18 protein-coding genes are annotated in these 18,454 nt (G+C 64.4%); all 18 read right to left on the bottom strand.

Annotated elements, in window-relative coordinates; genetic code table 11:
• Nucleotide 1: 1 nt before the first annotated feature.
• Nucleotides 2-598 carry a MarC family protein gene (locus tag ACLB1G_RS20625; RefSeq protein WP_491629114.1) on the bottom strand — a complete coding sequence of 199 codons (597 nt, stop codon included), beginning with the start codon at nt 596-598 and terminating at the stop codon, nt 2-4.
• A gap of 75 nt (nt 599-673) precedes the next feature.
• Entirely contained in the window at nt 674-1,369 is a 696-nt protein-coding gene (locus ACLB1G_RS20620; protein WP_491629113.1) for a choice-of-anchor E domain-containing protein, read from the bottom strand.
• A 39-nt stretch (nt 1,370-1,408) separates the two neighbouring features.
• Nucleotides 1,409-2,071 (bottom strand): choice-of-anchor E domain-containing protein, encoded by a 663-nt coding sequence (locus tag ACLB1G_RS20615; RefSeq protein WP_491629112.1) that lies wholly within the window; start codon nt 2,069-2,071, stop codon nt 1,409-1,411.
• Between the two features lie 349 nt (nt 2,072-2,420).
• Nucleotides 2,421-2,966 carry a phosphoribosyltransferase gene (locus ACLB1G_RS20610; protein ID WP_491629111.1) on the bottom strand — a complete coding sequence of 182 codons (546 nt, stop codon included), beginning with the start codon at nt 2,964-2,966 and terminating at the stop codon, nt 2,421-2,423.
• Between the two features lie 20 nt (nt 2,967-2,986).
• Nucleotides 2,987-4,297, bottom strand: coding sequence for an adenylosuccinate synthase (locus tag ACLB1G_RS20605; RefSeq protein WP_491629110.1), 1,311 nt, complete (start codon nt 4,295-4,297; stop codon nt 2,987-2,989).
• Nucleotides 4,298-4,301: 4 nt separating this feature from the next.
• A complete protein-coding gene (locus tag ACLB1G_RS20600) occupies nt 4,302-5,462 on the bottom strand; it encodes an ATP phosphoribosyltransferase regulatory subunit (RefSeq protein ID WP_491629109.1) in 1,161 nt (386 codons plus the stop codon).
• Nucleotides 5,463-5,617: 155 nt separating this feature from the next.
• On the bottom strand, nt 5,618-6,526 hold the full coding sequence (gene hflC / locus ACLB1G_RS20595) for a protease modulator HflC (protein WP_491629108.1): 909 nt from the start codon (nt 6,524-6,526) through the stop codon (nt 5,618-5,620).
• Nucleotides 6,526-7,812, bottom strand: coding sequence for an FtsH protease activity modulator HflK (gene hflK / locus ACLB1G_RS20590; RefSeq protein WP_491629107.1), 1,287 nt, complete (start codon nt 7,810-7,812; stop codon nt 6,526-6,528). The genes hflC and hflK overlap by 1 nt, the downstream gene beginning before the upstream one ends.
• Nucleotides 7,813-7,833: 21 nt before the next feature.
• Nucleotides 7,834-8,967 (bottom strand): GTPase HflX, encoded by a 1,134-nt coding sequence (hflX, locus tag ACLB1G_RS20585; protein ID WP_491629106.1) that lies wholly within the window; start codon nt 8,965-8,967, stop codon nt 7,834-7,836.
• A 42-nt stretch (nt 8,968-9,009) separates the two neighbouring features.
• On the bottom strand, nt 9,010-9,246 hold the full coding sequence (hfq, locus tag ACLB1G_RS20580) for an RNA chaperone Hfq (RefSeq protein ID WP_491629105.1): 237 nt from the start codon (nt 9,244-9,246) through the stop codon (nt 9,010-9,012).
• Between the two features lie 214 nt (nt 9,247-9,460).
• Entirely contained in the window at nt 9,461-10,804 is a 1,344-nt protein-coding gene (der, locus tag ACLB1G_RS20575) for a ribosome biogenesis GTPase Der (RefSeq protein WP_491629104.1), read from the bottom strand.
• 4 nt (nt 10,805-10,808) lie between these two features.
• Entirely contained in the window at nt 10,809-11,948 is a 1,140-nt protein-coding gene (bamB, locus tag ACLB1G_RS20570) for an outer membrane protein assembly factor BamB (RefSeq protein WP_491629103.1), read from the bottom strand.
• A 47-nt stretch (nt 11,949-11,995) separates the two neighbouring features.
• Nucleotides 11,996-12,658 carry a tetratricopeptide repeat protein gene (locus ACLB1G_RS20565; protein WP_491629102.1) on the bottom strand — a complete coding sequence of 221 codons (663 nt, stop codon included), beginning with the start codon at nt 12,656-12,658 and terminating at the stop codon, nt 11,996-11,998.
• 43 nt (nt 12,659-12,701) lie between these two features.
• On the bottom strand, nt 12,702-14,051 hold the full coding sequence (gene hisS, locus ACLB1G_RS20560) for a histidine--tRNA ligase (RefSeq protein WP_491629101.1): 1,350 nt from the start codon (nt 14,049-14,051) through the stop codon (nt 12,702-12,704).
• Between the two features lie 11 nt (nt 14,052-14,062).
• Entirely contained in the window at nt 14,063-15,334 is a 1,272-nt protein-coding gene (gene ispG, locus ACLB1G_RS20555) for a flavodoxin-dependent (E)-4-hydroxy-3-methylbut-2-enyl-diphosphate synthase (protein ID WP_491629100.1), read from the bottom strand.
• A 39-nt stretch (nt 15,335-15,373) separates the two neighbouring features.
• The gene (locus ACLB1G_RS20550; protein ID WP_491629099.1) at nt 15,374-16,423 is read right to left on the bottom strand and encodes a RodZ domain-containing protein; all 1,050 of its coding nucleotides are present in this window, start codon (nt 16,421-16,423) and stop codon (nt 15,374-15,376) included.
• A 13-nt stretch (nt 16,424-16,436) separates the two neighbouring features.
• A complete protein-coding gene (gene pilW / locus ACLB1G_RS20545; RefSeq protein WP_491629098.1) occupies nt 16,437-17,246 on the bottom strand; it encodes a type IV pilus biogenesis/stability protein PilW in 810 nt (269 codons plus the stop codon).
• Entirely contained in the window at nt 17,246-18,418 is a 1,173-nt protein-coding gene (gene rlmN, locus ACLB1G_RS20540) for a dual-specificity RNA methyltransferase RlmN (protein ID WP_491629097.1), read from the bottom strand. The genes pilW and rlmN overlap by 1 nt, the downstream gene beginning before the upstream one ends.
• Nucleotides 18,419-18,454: the final 36 nt, after the last annotated feature.

Here is an 18,454-nt window from a genome sequence, read left to right as displayed (position 1 = left end):
TTTACAGGGTCTTGACGAACTCGCGTATGCCGCCCAGCAGCATTTCGATGGACATGGCGGTCAGGATCAATCCCATGAGGCGCTCGAAGGCCGTCATGACCTGCGGTCCCAGCGCATTCTGCAGGCGCTCGGCGCCCAGGAATACGGCCAGCCAGACCACACCGACGGCGCCCAGGGCGGCCACGTGGACCAGCACCTCGCCCATGCTCTCGCGCGAGAACAGCAGCACGGTGGCCAGCGCGGACGGCCCGGCCAGCGCCGGTATCGCCAATGGCACGATGAAGGGCTCGCCGCCATCGGTTTTACCCAGCACGCCGTCCGGGTGCGGGAAGATCATGCGGATGGCGATCAGCAGCAGGATCACGCTGCCGCCTATGCGCAGCGAGACTTCCGACAGCTGCAGCGCGGTCAGGAAGTGGCGGCCGAAGAACATGAAGACCAGCAGCAGCACGAAGGCGATGGCGCATTCGCGCACCACGATGCGCGAACGGCGCGCCGGCGGCACCGGGTTGAGAACGCTGGCAAACAGCGGCACGTTGCCAAAGGGGTCGGTCACCAGCAGCAGCAGGATAAAGGTCTGGAAGAAATTCTGGGTCATGCGGCGCACTATAGCGTAGGAGAAACAAAAACGGGAGCCGAAGCTCCCGTTTTTTTTGAACAGCTACCTGAACGATCAAGCGGCTTTCTTGGCCTTGCGGCGGGCGATGGCGCCAACCAGGCCCAGGCCGGCCAGCAGCATGCCGTAGGTTTCCGGCTCCGGCACTGGGGCCGGGGTGTAGTTGTAGGTCAGGCTGACGACCGCATCGACCACCGGAATGGCGGCATAGGCGGCATTGCCGCTACCCGAACCGGCATAGGAGCCTGCAAACAGGAGGCTGACACCGGAAGGGCTGGTAAATACGCTCAGGTCGCTCACCGCGGACGATGCCGACACCACTTTGCCGGAGAACGATGCAGACTTGGCGTAACCGAGGTCATCGCCATTCAGGAAAGCATCATAATCCAGGTCGCCGCTGGGATTGGCGGCCAGCGAGAAGGATTGGTAGAACAGGGTGCTCAGGTTGAGCGGGCTGCTGAGACCAGCCACGGTCAATTCCAGATCTGCACCCGCGCCCACGGTGCTGGTATCCGCATAGGTCGCCAGATTGGCGGCGCCCGACCAGCCACTGATGGTGCTGGTGACGGTGAACACGACGGAATCCAGATGTCCCAGGCTGCCGTTAAAAGCCGAGAAATTCAGGCTGGATGCGCTGCTTGCATTGGTGATATCGAGGATAGGGCTGGAAGACTGCGATACCGATGCAGCGTTGGCAAACGCTGCGATCGACAACAAGGCGCCAGCTACGGCCATCTGTATAGTTTTTTTCATTCGTTACTCCTGATTCTGGTCTGTTAACTAGAACTTGCCTTAGGCCTTGGCGGCGTTACGCTTGCGGCGTGCCAAGGCGCCCATCACACCGAGTCCGCCCAGCAGCATGCCGTAGGTTTCTGGCTCGGGAACAGGAGTAGGGGTATAAATGTAAGTCACGTTGCCGCTGCCGATGGCGCTCGTCTTGAACGCGGTCAGCACACCGGCGGCACCGCCAACATGGGAAACAGCGCTGATCGCGGCGGAACCTTTCACCTCCGACGTTTCAAAATAGCTCAGGTCAGTCGTGTAGGTAGTGCTCAGCGACTTGCTGCCCGTGTAGGTGATCGAAGTGTACTTGCCTGCGTTGCCAGGAGCGGTCACCGTGTAGGTCGTGTTGTACAGCTCCCCAACCAAGGTAGGGGTGGCGGTCAAACCAGTGCTAAACCCGAGCAGCACATCCAGCGAAGCCGTACCACTCTTGACGCCAGGGGTGAGGCTGGCGGCGGTGTAGTAGCCGGAGACCGAGGCATCCAGCGTGACTTGCACTGCAGTGAGCGTCCCCAGGGAGGTGTTAAAGCCAGCAAAGCTGACGACGCCGGCCAGGTTGGTGGTGCCGGAGGGCACGTCGATGATAGGCGTGCTGTAGGAAGCAGCCATGGCCGACGCAGAGAACAAGCTAGTAGCTGCGAGCATCGCCGCGGAGATTTTCTTCATGTTCATAAGGTTCTTCCTGGAAATTATTTGTTGATAGATACAAACAACAGGCCTGGGTTGCTCGCATTTACTTGTTACTTGAGATGAATCTTACCATGGTTTATTCCTAATCAATTAACTTTTTTAGAAATTCGGTAAGAAAACTGCAATTTAAATTTCCATGAAGTAAATAAATTTTTGACAGGAAATTTTAAATCGTTTTTTTATTCCGCACAGCAACAAAACGTGGCGTAGATACTACTATCCGTAGGCTGAAAGTCACTTAAATACAACAACGCTGCGCTGCATCAAAACAACAATAAAAAAACCGCCCAAGCCACGCAGGCATTGGACGGTTTCGTCGAAACTTCTTTATTTAAGCGGCAGTCTCGCCCTTTTTGATCCAGGCCGCCAGCTGGTGCGGACGCAGGCCGTCGTAATCCTCGAACGGCTGGTGTATCCACGGATTGTGGGGCAGTTCTTCCATCTGGTAATCGGGACGGAAGGCCGAGCTGCCCTTGGTCCAGATCACGGCCGAGCGCACCTCGGTCACGCCCTCGAAGTTATTCTTGACGTGGTCCATCACCTTGGTCAGCGTGACGCCGGAGTCGGCCAGGTCGTCCACCAGCAGGATGCGGCCGGCCAGCGGGCCCTTGGTCATGGTCATGTACTTGGCGATGTCCAGGTCGCCCTGCACGGTGCCCTTCTCGGCGCGGTAGGAGCTGGTCGACAGGATGGCCAGCGGCACGTCGAAAATGCGCGAGAACACGTCGCCGGGACGTACGCCGCCGCGGGCCAGGCACAGCACCTGGTCGAATTTCCAGCCCGATTCGTGCACCTTGAGCGCCAGGCGCTCGATCAGGCGGTGGTATTCATCCCAGGACACCCACAGGTGCTTGTCGTTCGATTCAGGAGTGCTCATATTGTTGTTAACCTCGTAGATTAAGCGAACGGATGGCGCAGAACGATGGTTTCTTCACGGTCCGGGCCGGTCGAGACCATATCCACCGGCACGCCGACCAGTTCTTCGATGCGCTTGATGTAAGCGCGGGCATTGGCTGGCAGCGCATCCATGGACTTGGCGCCCACGGTGCTTTCGCTCCAGCCCGGCATTTCTTCGTACACCGGCACGCAGCGCGCCGCTTCCTCGGCGCCGGACGGGAAAATGTCCACGGCCTGGCCGTCGATGGTGTAGCCGGTGCACAGCTTCAGGGATGCGATACCGTCCAGCACGTCCAGCTTGGTCAGGCACATGCCGGTCACGCCGTTGATCTGCACCGAGCGGCGCAGCAAAGCAGCGTCGAACCAGCCGCAGCGGCGGGCGCGGCCGGTCACGGTGCCGAACTCGTGGCCCACTTGCGCCAGGTGGTGGCCCACGCCGGCGTCGGTCGGCAGCTCCGACGGGAATGGACCGGAACCCACGCGGGTGGTGTAGGCCTTGGTGATGCCCATGATGTAGTGCAGCATGTTCGGGCCCACGCCGGCGCCGGCGGCGGCATTGCCGGCCACGCAGTTGGACGAGGTAACGAAGGGATAGGTGCCATGGTCCACGTCCAGCAGCGAACCCTGCGCGCCTTCGAACAGCAGGTTGGAGCCCGCTTTATGGGCCGCGTACAGGGCGCTGGAGACGTCGGTCACCATGGGGCGCAGGCGCGGCACATAGGCCAGGGCGTCGTCCAGGGTCTTCTGGTAATCGACCTTGGGCGCCTTCAGGTAGTTTTCCAGCACGAAGTTATGGTAGTCCATGTTCTCGGCCAGTTTCTCGGCGAAACGTTTTTCGTTCAGCAGGTCGGCCACGCGGATGGCGCGGCGCGCCACCTTGTCTTCATAGGCCGGACCGATGCCCTTGCCGGTGGTGCCGATCTTGGCGTCGCCACGGGCCGCTTCGCGGGCCGCGTCCAGCGCCGAGTGGTAAGGCAGGATCACGGGAGCGGCGTCCGACACCTTCAGGCGCGAGGCCACTTCCACACCGACCTTTTCCAGCTTGTCGATTTCGCGCAGCACGTCGGGCACCGAAACCACCACGCCGTTGCCGATGTAGCAAGCCACGCCGGGACGCATGATGCCCGAGGGGATCAGCTGCAGCGCGGTCTTTACGCCGCCTATGACCAGCGTATGGCCGGCGTTGTGGCCGCCCTGGAAGCGCACCACGCCTTGCGCATGGTCGGTCAACCAGTCGACGATCTTGCCCTTGCCTTCATCGCCCCATTGGGTGCCGATGACGACCACGTTCTTTGCGTTTTTATTTGACATCACACTAACCTAAGTTTTTAAGAATCCAGTTGCTACCACTCTCGTCGAGCACCAGCGCACGGTCGCACTCGAACTCGTCCAGTTCCTGGCTGTGACCCGGCAGGCTCTGGATCACAACCTCGCCGGACTTGCGCAGCTCGGCGATTTTTTCCTTCAGTTCCGGCGCATTGCCCCACGGCGCGCGGATCGAATGTTTGCGTTCGGCGGTCGGCAGCAGCCGCGCCAGCTCGCGCAGGTCCAGCGAGAAGCCGGTGGCGGGACGGGCCCGGCCGAAAGCTTCGCCGACGTGGTCATAACGGCCGCCGCGCGCCACCGCGTTCGGCAGGCCCGGCACGTACAGCGCGAACATGGCGCCGCTTTCATACTGGTAGCCGCGCAGATCGGCCAGGTCGATGGCGATCTCGGCGCGGCCCAGGGCGGAACCGGCCAGGGCGGCCAGCTCGGCCAGCGCCTTGCCCATGCCGGGCAGGTCGGGCAGCACCTCGCGCGCCTTCTTCAGTACCTCGACGTCGCCATACAGGTTGGGCAGCGCCAGCAGGGCCGCGCGCACGGCCGGCGCATAGTTGACGGTCTGCGCTTGCAGGCCGGGCACGTCCTTGCCGCGCAGCAGCTGGTACAGCAGGGCCTCATCGCGCTTGGCGGCAGCGTCGCTGTCCAGGATGGCGCGCAGCACGCCCACGTGCGACAGATCAAGGCGCACTTCCGTGAAGCCGGCCAGGGCCAGCGAGGCCAGCGCCAGTTCCTGGATCTCGGCGTCCGCTTCAAGGCCGGCGTGGCCGTAGATCTCGGCGCCTATCTGCAGCGGCTCGCGGGTGGCGTGCAGGCCCGAGGGACGGGTGTGCAGCACGCTGCCGGCGTAGCACAGGCGAGTGACCGAGGCGCGGTTCAGCAGGTGGGCGTCGATGCGGGCCACCTGGGTGGTCATGTCGGCGCGCAGGCCCAGCATACGGCCGGAAAGCTGGTCCACCAGCTTGAAGGTGCGCAGGTTGGTGTCCTCGCCGGCGCCGGTCAGCAGCGACTCCAGGTATTCCAGCAGGGGCGGCATTACCAGCTCGTAGCCGTACAGGCGGAAGTTGTCCAGCATCAGCCGGCGCAGCTCTTCGATCTTGCGGGCTTCCGACGGCAGGACGTCGGCGATATTCTCAGGCAGTAGCCAATTCGGCATGGGAATGACTTAATCTATGAACAATGTGGTGCACGGACCATGTGGCGCGCGCAGCCGTCATGCGGACGGCCAAACCAGATATTTTACGCGAAAACGCGCAGGGGATGGTGGAAAAAGCTGCGCCGCCGCCCCGCAATGGGGCGCGGCGCACCAGCTTATTTCTTGGCGGGAGCGGCAGCGCCGGCGGCGCCGGCGCCCTTGAAGTACTTGAAGAAGTCCGAATTCGAATCGATCACCATCACGTCGCCGTGGTTCTTGAAGGTCTCACGGTACGCTTGCAGGCTGCGGTAGAACTTGTAGAACTCGGGATTGCGGCCGAAGGCTTCGGCGTAGATCTGCGAGGCCTTGGCGTCGCCCTCGCCGCGGATGTTCTCGGCGTCGCGGTAGGCTTCGGCCAGGATCACGGTACGCTGCTTGTCGGCGTCGGCGCGGATCTTCTCGGCATCGGCGCCGCCGGTCGAGCGCAGCTCGTTGGCAACCCGGGTGCGCTCGGCCTTCATGCGCTCGTACACCGAGGCGTTGATCTGATCCACATAATCGACCCGCTTCAGGCGCACGTCGATGATCTCGACGCCGATCTGGGCCGCCTCCTGCACCACGCGGGTGCGGATCGCTTCCATCACCTTGCCGCGCTGGCCGGAAATCACTTCGCTCACGGTGCGCTTGGTGATTTCCTCGTTCAGCGCCGCCTTGACGATCTGCGACATGCGGTCGCGCGCCCTGCCCTCGTCGCCGCCGAAGGTGACGTAGTACAGCTTGGGCGCGGTCTCGCCGCGGCCGATGCGCCACTTGACGAAGCTGTCGACCAGGATGTTCATCTTCTCGGCCGTGATGAAGCGTTCGGCGTCGGGCGACTCGATGGTGGTGATGCGGTTATCCAGGTACAGCACGTTCTGGAACGGCGGCGGCAGCTTGAAATGCAGGCCGGGCTCGCGTATCACTTCCTTGACCTGGCCCAGCGCAAACACGATGGCGTATTTGCGCTGGTCGACCACGAACACGGTGGAGGACAGCAGCATCAGGGCGATGAAGCCCGTGATCAGGATGGAGATGACACGATTCATTAACGACCCTCCCGGTCACGTCCGCTGTCGCGCGAACGATTATCGCGCTGGCGCGACACTTCCACGGTCGGCATCAGGTCCGACGGCAGGGTGGCGGCCGGCGCCGGCTGCGGTGGCGGCGCCGAGGCGGCGGCGCGCGCGGCGGCGGCTGCCGCATCGCTGGCCGCAGCCTGGGCGATGAGTTTGTCCAGCGGCAGGTACAGCAGGTTGCTGCCGGCCTTGGCGTCCACCATGACCTTGCTGGCGCTGGAGAAGATCTGCTGCATGGTTTCAAGGTACATGCGGTCGCGCGTCACGCCCGGCGCCTTCTGGTACTCGGCCAGCACCTGCTTGAAGCGCGCGGCGTTACCGGTCGCGTTCTCGACCACCATGGAGCGGTAGGCCTCGGCCTCCTGCAGTAGCCGGGCGGCATTGCCGCGCGCGCGCGGGATGACGTCGTTGGCGTAAGCCTGGCCCTCGTTCTTCTGGCGCTCGCGGTCCTGGCCGGCCTTGACGGCGTCGTCGAAGGCGCCCTGCACCTGCTCCGGCGGCTGTACGCCCTGCAGCGAGACATTGGAGATCAGCACGCCGGAAGCGTAGCGGTCCAGGATCTGCTGCATCAGCTGCTGGGTGTCGTAGGCCACCTTGTCGCGGCCCTCGTACAGCACGAAATCCATCTTGTTGCGGCCGACGATCTCGCGGATCGACGTCTCGGCCACCTGGCGCACGGTATCCTCGCCGTCGCGGTTGTTCATCAGCCAGGCCACCGGGTCCTTGAGCTTGAACTGCACCGCGAACTGGATGTCGATGATGTTCTCGTCATCGGTCAGCATCAGCGATTCCTTGGGCTGCTTGCTGCGCACATTGCCGCGGTAGCCGATTTCCACCATGCGCATCTGCGACACGTTCAGGGTCTCGTCGGTCTGGAACGGATAGGGCCAGCGCCAGTTGAAGCCGGAACCGGTGGTGTGGCTGACCTTGCCGAAGGTGAATACCACGCCGGTCTGGCCTTCCTGCACGATGAAGGAGCCGCTGGCCAGCCAGATCAGCACCGCCACCGCGCCCACCACGCCGGCGGTGGCGCCGGCCAGCTTGAATTCGGGACGGTTGCCGCCTCCGCCGCCGCCATCGCTGCCGGGCGGGCGGTTCTTCTGGCCGAAGAAGTTGTTCAGGCGCTGGTTGAAGTCGCGCCACAACTGGTCCAGGTCGGGCGGGCCTTCGCCCGGCTTCTTGCCTTCCTGCGCTTTTTTGTCGCCATCCTTGCCGCCCCAGCGCGGGTCGTTCAAGGACAGCTTCAAACGTTTCATAAGAGAGGGGACACGCATACGTTAGTGTGATCCGACATGGGTGAAGGTTGGACTGCTGTCTGCCAGGTCTTGCGTCCTGGCCTGGTCCGCGTGCTGCGCAGCTTCCACGATGGCGGCGCGCAGCAGGTCCAGGCCCTGGCCGGTGCGCGCGCTGATGAAGACGCGGGAAATCTTATCATACTCATCCCGCTCGACCGACGGCTCCAGGCCGGCGGCGTCGATCTTGTTCCAGACCAGGATTTGCGGGATGTGGTCGGCGCCGATTTCCTTGAGCACCAGGTTGACCTGCTCGATCTGCTCCATGCGCACCGGCGAAGCGGCGTCCACCACGTGCAGCAGCAGGTCAGCATGTATGGTTTCCTCCAGCGTGGCGCGGAAGGCCGCCACCAGCTGGTGCGGCAGCTCGCGCACGAAGCCCACTGTATCGGACAGCACCACGTTGCCGACCTCCTCGCCCATGTAGACGCGGCGCGAGGTGGTGTCCAGGGTAGCGAACAGCTGGTCGGCCACGTATACCCCGGCCTTGGTGACGGTGTTGAACAGGGTCGACTTGCCGGCATTGGTATAGCCCACCAGCGAGACCGAGAAGGTCTGGTTGCGGCCGCGCGAGCGGCGCTGGGTCTCGTGCTGCTTGCGCAGCTTGGCCAGGCGCGCGCGCAGCATCTTGACGCGCTCGCCGATCAGGCGGCGGTCGGTTTCCAGCTGGGTTTCACCGGGGCCGCGCAGGCCGATACCGCCTTTTTGCCGCTCCAGGTGGGTCCAGCCGCGTATCAGCCGGGTGGCCAGGTGCTGCAGCTGGGCCAGCTCGACCTGCAGCTTGCCTTCATGGCTCTGGGCGCGCTGGGCGAAGATGTCCAGGATCAGGCTGGTGCGGTCCAGCACCCGCACGTTCAGGCGCTTTTCCAGGTTGCGCTGCTGGGCCGGTGACAGGGCGTGATTGAAAATGACGAGTTCGACGCGTTCGTCCAGCACGGCCGCACCGATTTCGTCGGCCTTGCCGCTGCCGACGAAATAGGCGGCGTCCGGACTTGAGCGCTTGCCGGTGATGGTGGCCACCGGCTCGGCGCCGGCCGAACGGGCCAGCAGTTGCAGTTCCTCGATGCTGGCGCCGAAGTCGCCGTGACCGAAGTCCACTCCGACTAGTGCTGCACGCATACGGCCATCAAGGAAGGTAGGGGGAAGCGGGACTGCAAATGCTTATTCCGCGTCGGAGTCGATGCTCAGGTTGACGGCGCGGGCCGGCACCACGGTGGAAATGGCGTGCTTGTACACCATCTGGGTGACCGTATTACGCAGCAACACCACGTACTGGTCGAAAGACTCGATATGGCCTTGCAGTTTGATACCGTTGACCAGGTAAATCGAGACAGGCACATGCTCTTTGCGCAGTGCGTTCAGGAATGGGTCTTGTAACAATTGCCCTTTGTTGCTCATAACAGCTCCATTTTTATGTTGTTGTGATGGAATTGGAGACGAAATGCTTGAATTCAAGCCCGGCGCCACTCGGAAAACCAAATAAATTTTCGTCGCAGCACCGTTCGTCCAGTGGTGAATGGTGCTTCGGAGCCACTCTACCTTGTTTTTGCTTTTTTTGCAGGATGCACGAACAAGAAATTTCCTGTTTCACCGCATCCGCCTGCTGCATCCCTTATTTGGGCCGCTTGTCGAACGGATTCTTACCATTGCGGAACTCGATGCGCAGCGGGGTCCCGACCAGCGAGAAGGTATCGCGGAAGTGTTTTTCCAGGTAGCGCTTGTACGGATCGGCCACGGCGTCCAGCGAATTGCCGTGGATGACGATCACGGGCGGGTTCATGCCGCCCTGGTGGGCATAGCGCATCTTGGGCCGGATGCCACCCTTGCGGCGCGGCTCCTGCTTTTCCACCGCCTCGATCAGGGCGCGGGTCAGTTTAGGCGTGCTGAGGTCGGCCATGGCGGCCGCGTAGGCTGCGTCCAGCGATTTCATCAGCGGGCCTATGCCCTGCCCCTTCAGCGCGGAAATGAAATGGGTCTTGGCGAAGGACAGGAAGTCCAGCTTGCGGTCGATGTCGATCTTGATCTCGTCGCGGCGGTCGGACTGCAGGCCATCCCATTTGTTGACGGCCACCACCAGCGCGCGCCCGGTTTCCAGCACGAAGCCCGCAATGTGGGCGTCCTGCTCGGAAATGTCCTGCTGGGCGTCCAACAGCAGCACCACCACATTGGCTTCCGAGATCGATTGCAGGGTCTTGACCACCGAGAATTTCTCGATGGCCTCGAACACCTTGCCGCGGCGGCGGATACCGGCCGTGTCGATCAGCGTGTACTGCTTGCCGTCGCGTTCGAACGGAATCTCGATCGAGTCGCGCGTGGTGCCCGGCATGTCGAAGGCGATCACGCGCTCCTCGCCCACCAGGGTGTTGATCAGGGTCGACTTGCCGACGTTGGGACGGCCCACCAGCGCGATCTTGATGCCGCGCTGCTGCGGCTCCAGCTCCTCCGGCTCTTCCGGACGCTGGGCAAAGGCGGTGTTGAGCGCCTCCTCCACCAGGTCGGCCACGCCGTCGCCGTGCGCTGACGAGATCGAATACGGTTCGCCCAGGCCCAGTTCGTAGAAGTCCGCCACCACCGAGGTGTAGCGCATGCCTTCCGACTTGTTCACCACCAGCAGCACCGGCCGCCCGCTCCTGCGCAGGAAGTCGGTGATGGTCTTGTCGTGCGGGGTCAGGCCCTGGCGGCCATCGACCAGGAACACCACCACGTCGGCCTCGGCCACGGCCTGCTTGGTTTGCAAGGCCATCTGGTACATGATGCCATCCTTGGCCACCGGCTCGAAACCGCCGGTGTCGATGACGAGGAAGGGTCGTTCGCCGACGCGGCCCTCGCCGTAGTGACGGTCGCGCGTCAGGCCGGGGAGGTCCGCCACCAGCGCGTCGCGCGAGCGGGTCAGACGATTGAACAGGGTCGATTTGCCGACATTGGGCCGACCCACTAGAGCGATTACCGGTTTCATTACTTTACTCGACCGCGAGCGCGGTCACTGTCCCTGCTTGGGTTTGGAAAATCAAATTCGAGCCAGCCAGGACGGGCACCGATTGGATCGGGCTGCCGTCGGTGGCGACCCGACCTATAAATGCGCCGTCTTCGCGCGACAGGAAGTGCACATAGCCCTGGTAGTCGCCGACCGCCACCGCGCGGCCCACCGAGGCCGGGGTGGACAGGCGGCGCAGGAACAGCTTGTCATTCTTCCAGGCGCTGGCGCCATTCTCGCGGCCGTAGGCCACCACGGCGCCCTGCTCGTCGGCGACGAACACGAAGCGCTGGTCGACCGCCACGCCGACGTCGGACGAGGCCGGCTTGTTCCAGTGCTGCACGCCGGTGGTGGCGTCGTAGCAGGCCACCCGGCCCTGGAATGTCACGGTGCACACATCCTTCTCGAACAGCACCGGCACGCCGCCGATGTCGGTCACGCGTTCCAGCTCGGTGGCGCCGCGCGGTTCGCCCACGGTCACCTCGAAACGCGGCACGCCGGTCTTGACGTCCAGCGCCAGCAGCTTGCCGCCCGGCTGGGCCACGTACACATTGGCGCCGCCTATCACCATGCCCGGCGCGTTGCGCAGGGTCAGGGCCGGCGTGGTGCGCGCCACATTCCAGCGGCGCACGCCGGTGGCCGCGTCGTAGGCCGTGATCTGGTTGTCCACGCTGCGCACCACCACGATGTCGGCGCCCACGGCCGGGGCCGACAGCACTTCACTGGAGGCCTGGGCCTTCCACAACTGCTTGCCGCTGTCGTCATAGGCCAGGATGGCGCCCTTGACGCCGCCCACCACGGTCACCTTGCCATTGCTGCCGACGCCGCCCGTCAGGTCGACCCCGGTCTTGACCCGCCACAGCTCCTTGCCGGTGGCCGGGTCCAGGCGCGCCAGCGCGCCGCCGGCGTCGCCCACGTACAGGCTGTTGCCGGCCAGGGCCGGGGTCAGCACGGCGGTAGCCGACTTGCTGACCGAATACTTCCACACCACCTTGGGCACCAGGCTGGGCGACTTCAGCTCCACCAGCGGCGCCGGTTCATTCTTGGTGTCTTTGGACGAGAACAGCGAACAACCGGACAACGCGGCCAGCAGGCTTGCGGCGACTACTTTCTTCGTGATGCGCATATGTATTTAACCTTGTTCTAACCTGGTACTGTGACGGGGAGGCGCGCTCAGGCGGCGTCCTTGGCATCCTTCTCGGCCGGCGCGGTGCCGCCCACGGCTTCCAGCTTGATCTGTATCAGCTGGCGCGCCGGGTTTTTCTTGTCGGTGGCGTTGTAGGCGGCCAGGTAAGCGGTGCGCGCCTCGGCCAGCTTGTTCTGGGCCGCCAGGATGTCGCCCTTGCGGTCGGCCACGGCGCCCGCGAACTGGGCCGGGATTTCGCCGCCCAGCACCTTCAGGCCCTCGTCATAGGCTTTCTCGTCCAGCAGCACGCCGGCCAGGCGGATCCTGGCGATGGCCTTGAACTCGTCCTCGCCATGCTCGGCCGCCCATTGCAGCTGGGCCTTGGCGGTTTTCAGGTCGTTGGCGTCGAAGGCGCTCTTGGCCGCCACCAGGGCGCCCATGGGCGCGTAGGCGGTGCTGCCGAAGCGCGATTCGATGTCACCGGCGGCGCGCTGCACCTTGGCATTGTCCCTGGCCACGACCGCATTCTGCAATTCCTCGTACAGGGCCGAGGCCGAGGCGGCCTGGGTGCGCTGGTAGTAGTTCCAGCCGGTCCAGCCCGAGTAGGCGGCCAGGCCGGCGATCAACACCCACGAGGTCAGGTTGCCGTACTGGTTCCACCAGGCCTTCAGGGTCGCCAACTGTTCTTGTTCTTCGAGATCGTAAGCCATGAGATTCGTCTGCTGTGTCGGTTAAGGGTTGATCGGGGTTGAATTAGTGATTGCAGTGCTCGTCGTGCACATGATAATGGCTGCCGTCGCCGGTGATCTGGTCCACCAGGTAATCCACCACCTCGGTGAACGGCACCGAGGCCTGCTGCTGTTCGCCCTCGGCGCCGCGCATGGCCTTGATGCTGGCAGTCTCGTTGGCCACCTCGTCCTCGCCGAGGATGACGGCAAAGGCGGCGCCGCTGGCGTCGGCCTTCTTCATCTGCGACTTGAAGCTGCCGGCGCCGGCCGCGGTCGAGGCGTGCAACACCACGTCCAGGCCTGCGTCGCGGATGCGCTCGCCCAGCACGAAGGCTTGCATCTGCGCTTGCTCGCCCTGGTGCACCAGGTAGACGTCGCACTGGTTGGGCTGTTCCGGCTCGCCCGCTTCCTTGAGCAGCTCCAGCAGGCGTTCTATGCCCATGGCAAAGCCAACGGCAGGGGTCGGCTTGCCGCCAAAGGACTGTATCAGCGGGTCGTAGCGGCCGCCGGCGCACACCGTGCCCTGCGAGCCCAGCGAGTCGGTGACCCACTCGAACACGGTGCGGTTGTAGTAATCCAGGCCGCGCACCAGGCGCGGATTGACCACGTAGGGAATGGCGTTGTGATCGAGGATTTTCTTGACGCCGTTGAAGTGCGCCAGCGATTCCTCGCCCAGGTAGTCGAGCAGCTTGGGCGCATTGTTGACCAGTTCCTGCATGGCGGGATTCTTGGTGTCCAGGATGCGCAACGGATTGCTGTGCAGGCGGCGCTTGGCCTCGGCGTCCAGCAGTTCCTCGTTCTTCTCCAGGTAGGCGATCAGGTCCACGCGGTGGCGGGCGCGCTCCTCGGCATCGCCGATGGAGTTCAGTTCCAGGCGGATGTCTTCCAGGCCCAGGTCATCCCACAGGCGGCGGCACATCAGGATCAGCTCGGCGTCGATATCGGGGCCGGTGAAACCCACGGCCTCGCAGCCGAACTGGAAGAACTGGCGGTAGCGGCCGCGCTGCGGACGCTCGTGGCGGAACATGGGGCCGGTGTACCACAGGCGCTTGGGACCGTCGTACACCAGGTTGTGCTCCAGCACGGCGCGCACCACGCCAGCCGTGCCTTCCGGACGCAGGGTCAGCTGGTCGCCGTTCATGCTATCGGTAAAGGAATACATTTCCTTTTCCACGATGTCGGTGACGGCGCCGATGGCGCGCGCGAACAGGGCCGTGTTTTCCACGATGGGGGTGCGGATCTGCTGGAAGCCATAGCTCTGCACCACCGACTGGGCGGTGTTCTGGAACAGCTCCCACAGGTTGGCGTCGCCCGGCAGGATGTCGTTCATGCCTTTGATGGCGGTGATCTTTTCTACTTTTTTATTCTCGGACATGGCTTATCTTCTTATGCTTGCACCGGCTGCTTGCCGTAGTTCTTTTTCACGTAGTTCAGGACGATGTCCTGGAATTCCTCGACGATGCGCTCGCCGCGCAGGGTGGCGAACTTCTCGCCATCCACGAACACGGGCGCGGCCGGCGACTCGCCAGTGCCGGGCAGGCTGATGCCGATGTGGGCGTGCTTGGATTCGCCGGGGCCGTTGACGATGCAACCCATCACGGCCACGTTCATTTCTTCCACGCCCGGGTAGGTCTTTTTCCACTCCGGCATCTGCTCGCGCAGATAGCTCTGGATATTGTCGGCCAGCTCCTGGAAAGTGGTCGAGGTGGTGCGGCCGCAACCCGGGCAGGCAATCACCATGGGGGTAAACTTGCGCAAGCCCATGGTCTGCAGGATTTCCTGGCCCACCACGACCTCCTTGCTGCGGTCGCCGCCCGGCTCCGGGGTCAGCGAGATGCGGATGGTGTCGCCTATACCCTCCTGCAGCAGCACCGACAGCGCGGCGGTCGAGGCCACGATGCCCTTGCTGCCCATGCCGGCCTCGGTCAGGCCCAGGTGCAGCGGATAATCGCAGCGGCGCGACAGCTCGCGGTACACGGCGATCAAGTCCTGCACGCCGGATACCTTGCACGACAGGATGATCTTGTCGCGCGCCAGGCCCAGCTCCTCGGCCCGCACCGCGTTCTCGATGGCCGAGGTAATCAGGGCCTCGTACATGACGGACTGGGCGCTCCACGGTTCCGCGCGGCCGGCGTTCTCGTCCATGATGCGGGCCAGCAGGTCCTGGTCCAGGCTGCCCCAGTTGACCCCGATGCGCACCGGCTTTTCATAACGCGCCGCCACTTCTATCATCTGGGCGAATTGCGTATCGCGCTTGGCGCCCTTGCCCACGTTGCCGGGGTTGATGCGGTACTTGGACAGGGCCTGGGCGCAGTCCGGATAGTCGCGCAGCAGGGTGTGGCCGTTGTAATGGAAGTCGCCCACCAGCGGCACGTCCACGCCCATCTTGTCCAGTTGATCGCGGATGTAGGGCACGGCGGCGGCCGACTCGGGACGGTCCACGGTCAGGCGCACCAGCTCGGAACCGGCGCGCGCCAACTCCTTGATCTGGATGGCGGTGGCGATGGCATCGGCGGTATCGGTGTTGGTCATGGACTGCACCACCACGGGCGCGTCGCCGCCCACCCAGATCTTGCGCTCGCCGTGGGAAATCAGCACGCGGCGCGTGGCGCGGCGCGCGCCGGGGCCGGAGGGGATGGCAGTGGAAGTATCGGACATGGTGCTTTCCTCGGTGCTCATTGGTGCTTGCTTTGATACTTATTTGATATTAACGCGCGAAATGGTGCCGCCGGCCACCGGCGGCAGCGGCAGCGCCTGCCCGCCCAGGGTGGCTTGCACGCCAGCCGGGTTGCCGACGATGAGCAGGGCCGGGTCCTTGATGTCGAAGGTCTCGGTGCTGCCGGCCTTGACCAGGCGCGAGATCAGCGGCGTGGCGCCGGGACGGCGGATTTCTATCCACGATTCCTTGTTCACGGTCAGGACCAGGGCGCGGCTGCCGGCGGCGGGCGCCTGGACGGCGGCTGCCGGTGCGGAGGCGCCAGCAGCCGGACTGGCGGCTGCCGGCGCGGGCGCCGTTACCGCTGGCGCCACTGCCGGCGCGGCATTGGCGGCATTGACAGCGTTGGCGGCCGGTGGCGTCGCGGCCGCAGTAGCGCCGCTGGCGCCATTCACTGCAGGCGCGGCGCCGGCCGCACCGGCTTCGCCCTGTGGCGGCACGGACACCAGCGGCACGGTCGGCGACAGCAGCGGCGCCGACGCCGCCTGCTCCTGCTTGACCAGTGCCGTGTCCGGCGGCGCGCTGGCGGCTGCGGCGCTGTCAGCCGCCGCTTCTTCCTTGTGGCTGAACAGGCCGGCGGGGACCAGGCCGGCGTGCCAGGCGTAGGCGCCGGCGGCCAGCACCACCACCGCCACGGCCGCGCCCACCATCCAGCCGGCCGGCTTGGAGGAACGCTCGGTCAGCGACAGGCGCGACTCGGAAAACTTGGCGGCGGGCAGCTCCCGCCGCACCGGCGCCAGGGCCGGCGTGCCCGGCGACTGCGCCTCGACCATGGCCACCAGCGGGGCCGGGTCCAGCTTGACCACCTTGGCGTAGGCGCGCACGAAACCGCGCGTCACCGCCATGTTGGGCAGCGCGGCGTAGTCGCCCGCTTCCAGCGCCACCACCTGGCGCGGCGCCAGCTTGAGCTGATCGGCTATCTGCTCCACCGACAAGCCCATGGCCTGGCGCTGGGCGGCCAGCTGGGCGCCGGGGGTGGCGGCCGCTTGCTGTCCCTGGTCCTTCGGTGCTTCGGCCCACTCTGAATTCATCGGTCCCCCTGTTTCACTCATCAAACGCCCCACGTTGGTAAGCAGCATACTCGGCCGAACCGGAGTGGTGGCGCCGCAGCTGCGACGCCCAGCCAGCTTCCGCGCCCTGGTCGCCGAGCTGATGCTGCACTTTAATCGCGAGCCACAGCACGTCGGCCGTCAGGCTCTCCATCCTTGCCACCTTACCCAGGCGGGTAATGAAAAAATTGGCGCGCACATAGTCGCGCTGTTCGTAATACACGCGGGCCAGGTTGGCGTTGGTCGCCGGCAAATCCGGCGTCAGCTGCAAGGCCCGCAGCAAATAGCCCTCGGCGCGCGCATACTCCTTGAGCCTGATCGCACAGGCGCCGGCGTTGTTGGCGGCCTTGGCCGGCGACTGGTAGCCCGGATTGGCCAGCGCCGCGTCGAAATGCCGCAGCGCCTCCGCCACCCGCCCGCTCTGGCACAGGAAAGACCCGTAGTTGTTCTCCAGCTCGGGACTGCCAGGCTTGAGCGCCAGCGCCCGCACAAAATTATCGCCGGCCAGTGCCATCTCGCCCATGGCCTGGTAGATCAGGGCGCGCATGCCATAGCCTTCCGCGTAGTCAGGGTCGGCCGCCAGCGCCAGCTTGACCTCATCCAGCGCCACCGCGTACTGGCCCTGTTCATAGTAGCCCACCGCCAGCTGCATGCGGATCTCCACCTTGCGCTGGACGGCGGTCTGGTCCGACGCGGTCGGCAGCTCGGCCTTGCCCGAGCGCTGCGAGGCGCAGCCCGCCAGCGCCAGCAACGCGGCCAGCGCCAGCGTTGCCGAGCCGGCGGGACAGGCGGCCCGGACTTGCATCAGGAACGGATCTCCACGATCTTGCCGAAGTTGGCGCCGAACTTGTTCTGGTACTCGGCCATTTTTTCCATGCGCTGCTGGACACGGGTGCGGTCCTGCACCTCGCCGGCCAGCTGGCCGCAGGCGGCGTCGATATCGTCGCCGCGCGTCTTGCGGATGGTGGTCACGATGCCGGCGTTCATCAGCACTTCGGCAAAGGCCTTGATGCGCGGATTCTTGGAGCGCAGCAGGCCAGACTCCGGGAAGGGATTGAAGGGGATCAGGTTGAACTTGCAGTTCACGCCCACTTCCGGATCATTGACCAGCGCGATCAGCTCGCGCGCATGCTCGTCGCTGTCGTTGACGCCGTCCAGCATGCAGTATTCAAAGGTGATGAAGTCGCGCGGGGCAAACGCCAGGTAGCGCTTGCAGGCGGCCATCAGCTCGCGCAGCGGGTACTTTTTATTCAACGGCACCAGGCCGTCGCGCAGCGGGTCATTCGAGGCGTGCACCGAGACCGCCAGCGCCACCGGCACTTCCTGGGCCAGCTTGTCCATCATGGGCACCACGCCCGAGGTCGATACCGTCACGCGGCGGCGCGACAGGCCGTAGGCGTTATCGTCCAGCATCAGCTTGAGGGCGGTGGTGGTCGGCTCGAAGTTCAGCAGCGGCTCGCCCATGCCCATCATCACCACGTTGGTGATCTGGCGCTCGCCTTTCGGCCCCGGTTCGATGCCCTTGGTGCGGCGCAGCTCGAACTCGGCCATCCACAGCTGGCCGATGATCTCGGACACGGTCAGGTTGCGGTTGAAGCCCTGCTTGCCGGTCGAGCAGAAGCGGCAGTTGACGGCGCAGCCAGCCTGGGTCGAGATGCACAGCGTGCCGCGGTTCTCTTCCGGAATGAACACGGTTTCCACCGCATTGCCGTTGCCGACGTCGACCAGCCATTTGCGGGTACCGTCGGCCGAGGTGTGGTCGCTGATGATGCCCGGGGCGCGCACTTCGGCCCGGGTCTTGAGTTTTTCGCGCAGCGACTTGGCCAGGTCGGTCATGGCGTCGAAGTCCGAGGCGCCGAACTGGTGTATCCAGCGCTGCAGCTGCTTGGCGCGGAACGGCTTCTCCCCCAACTCGGCGCAATAGGCGGTGAGCTGCGCGGGATCGAGGTCCAGCAGGTTGGTCAGGGGAGCGTTCATGATTCGGTTCAAAACAATTCTTAAAAGTCCGAACCC

The organism is Duganella kummerowiae, assembly GCF_053572355.1.
The sequence above is the reverse complement of the archived record's forward strand: the minus strand, read 5'-3'. Positions and strand labels throughout refer to the sequence as shown.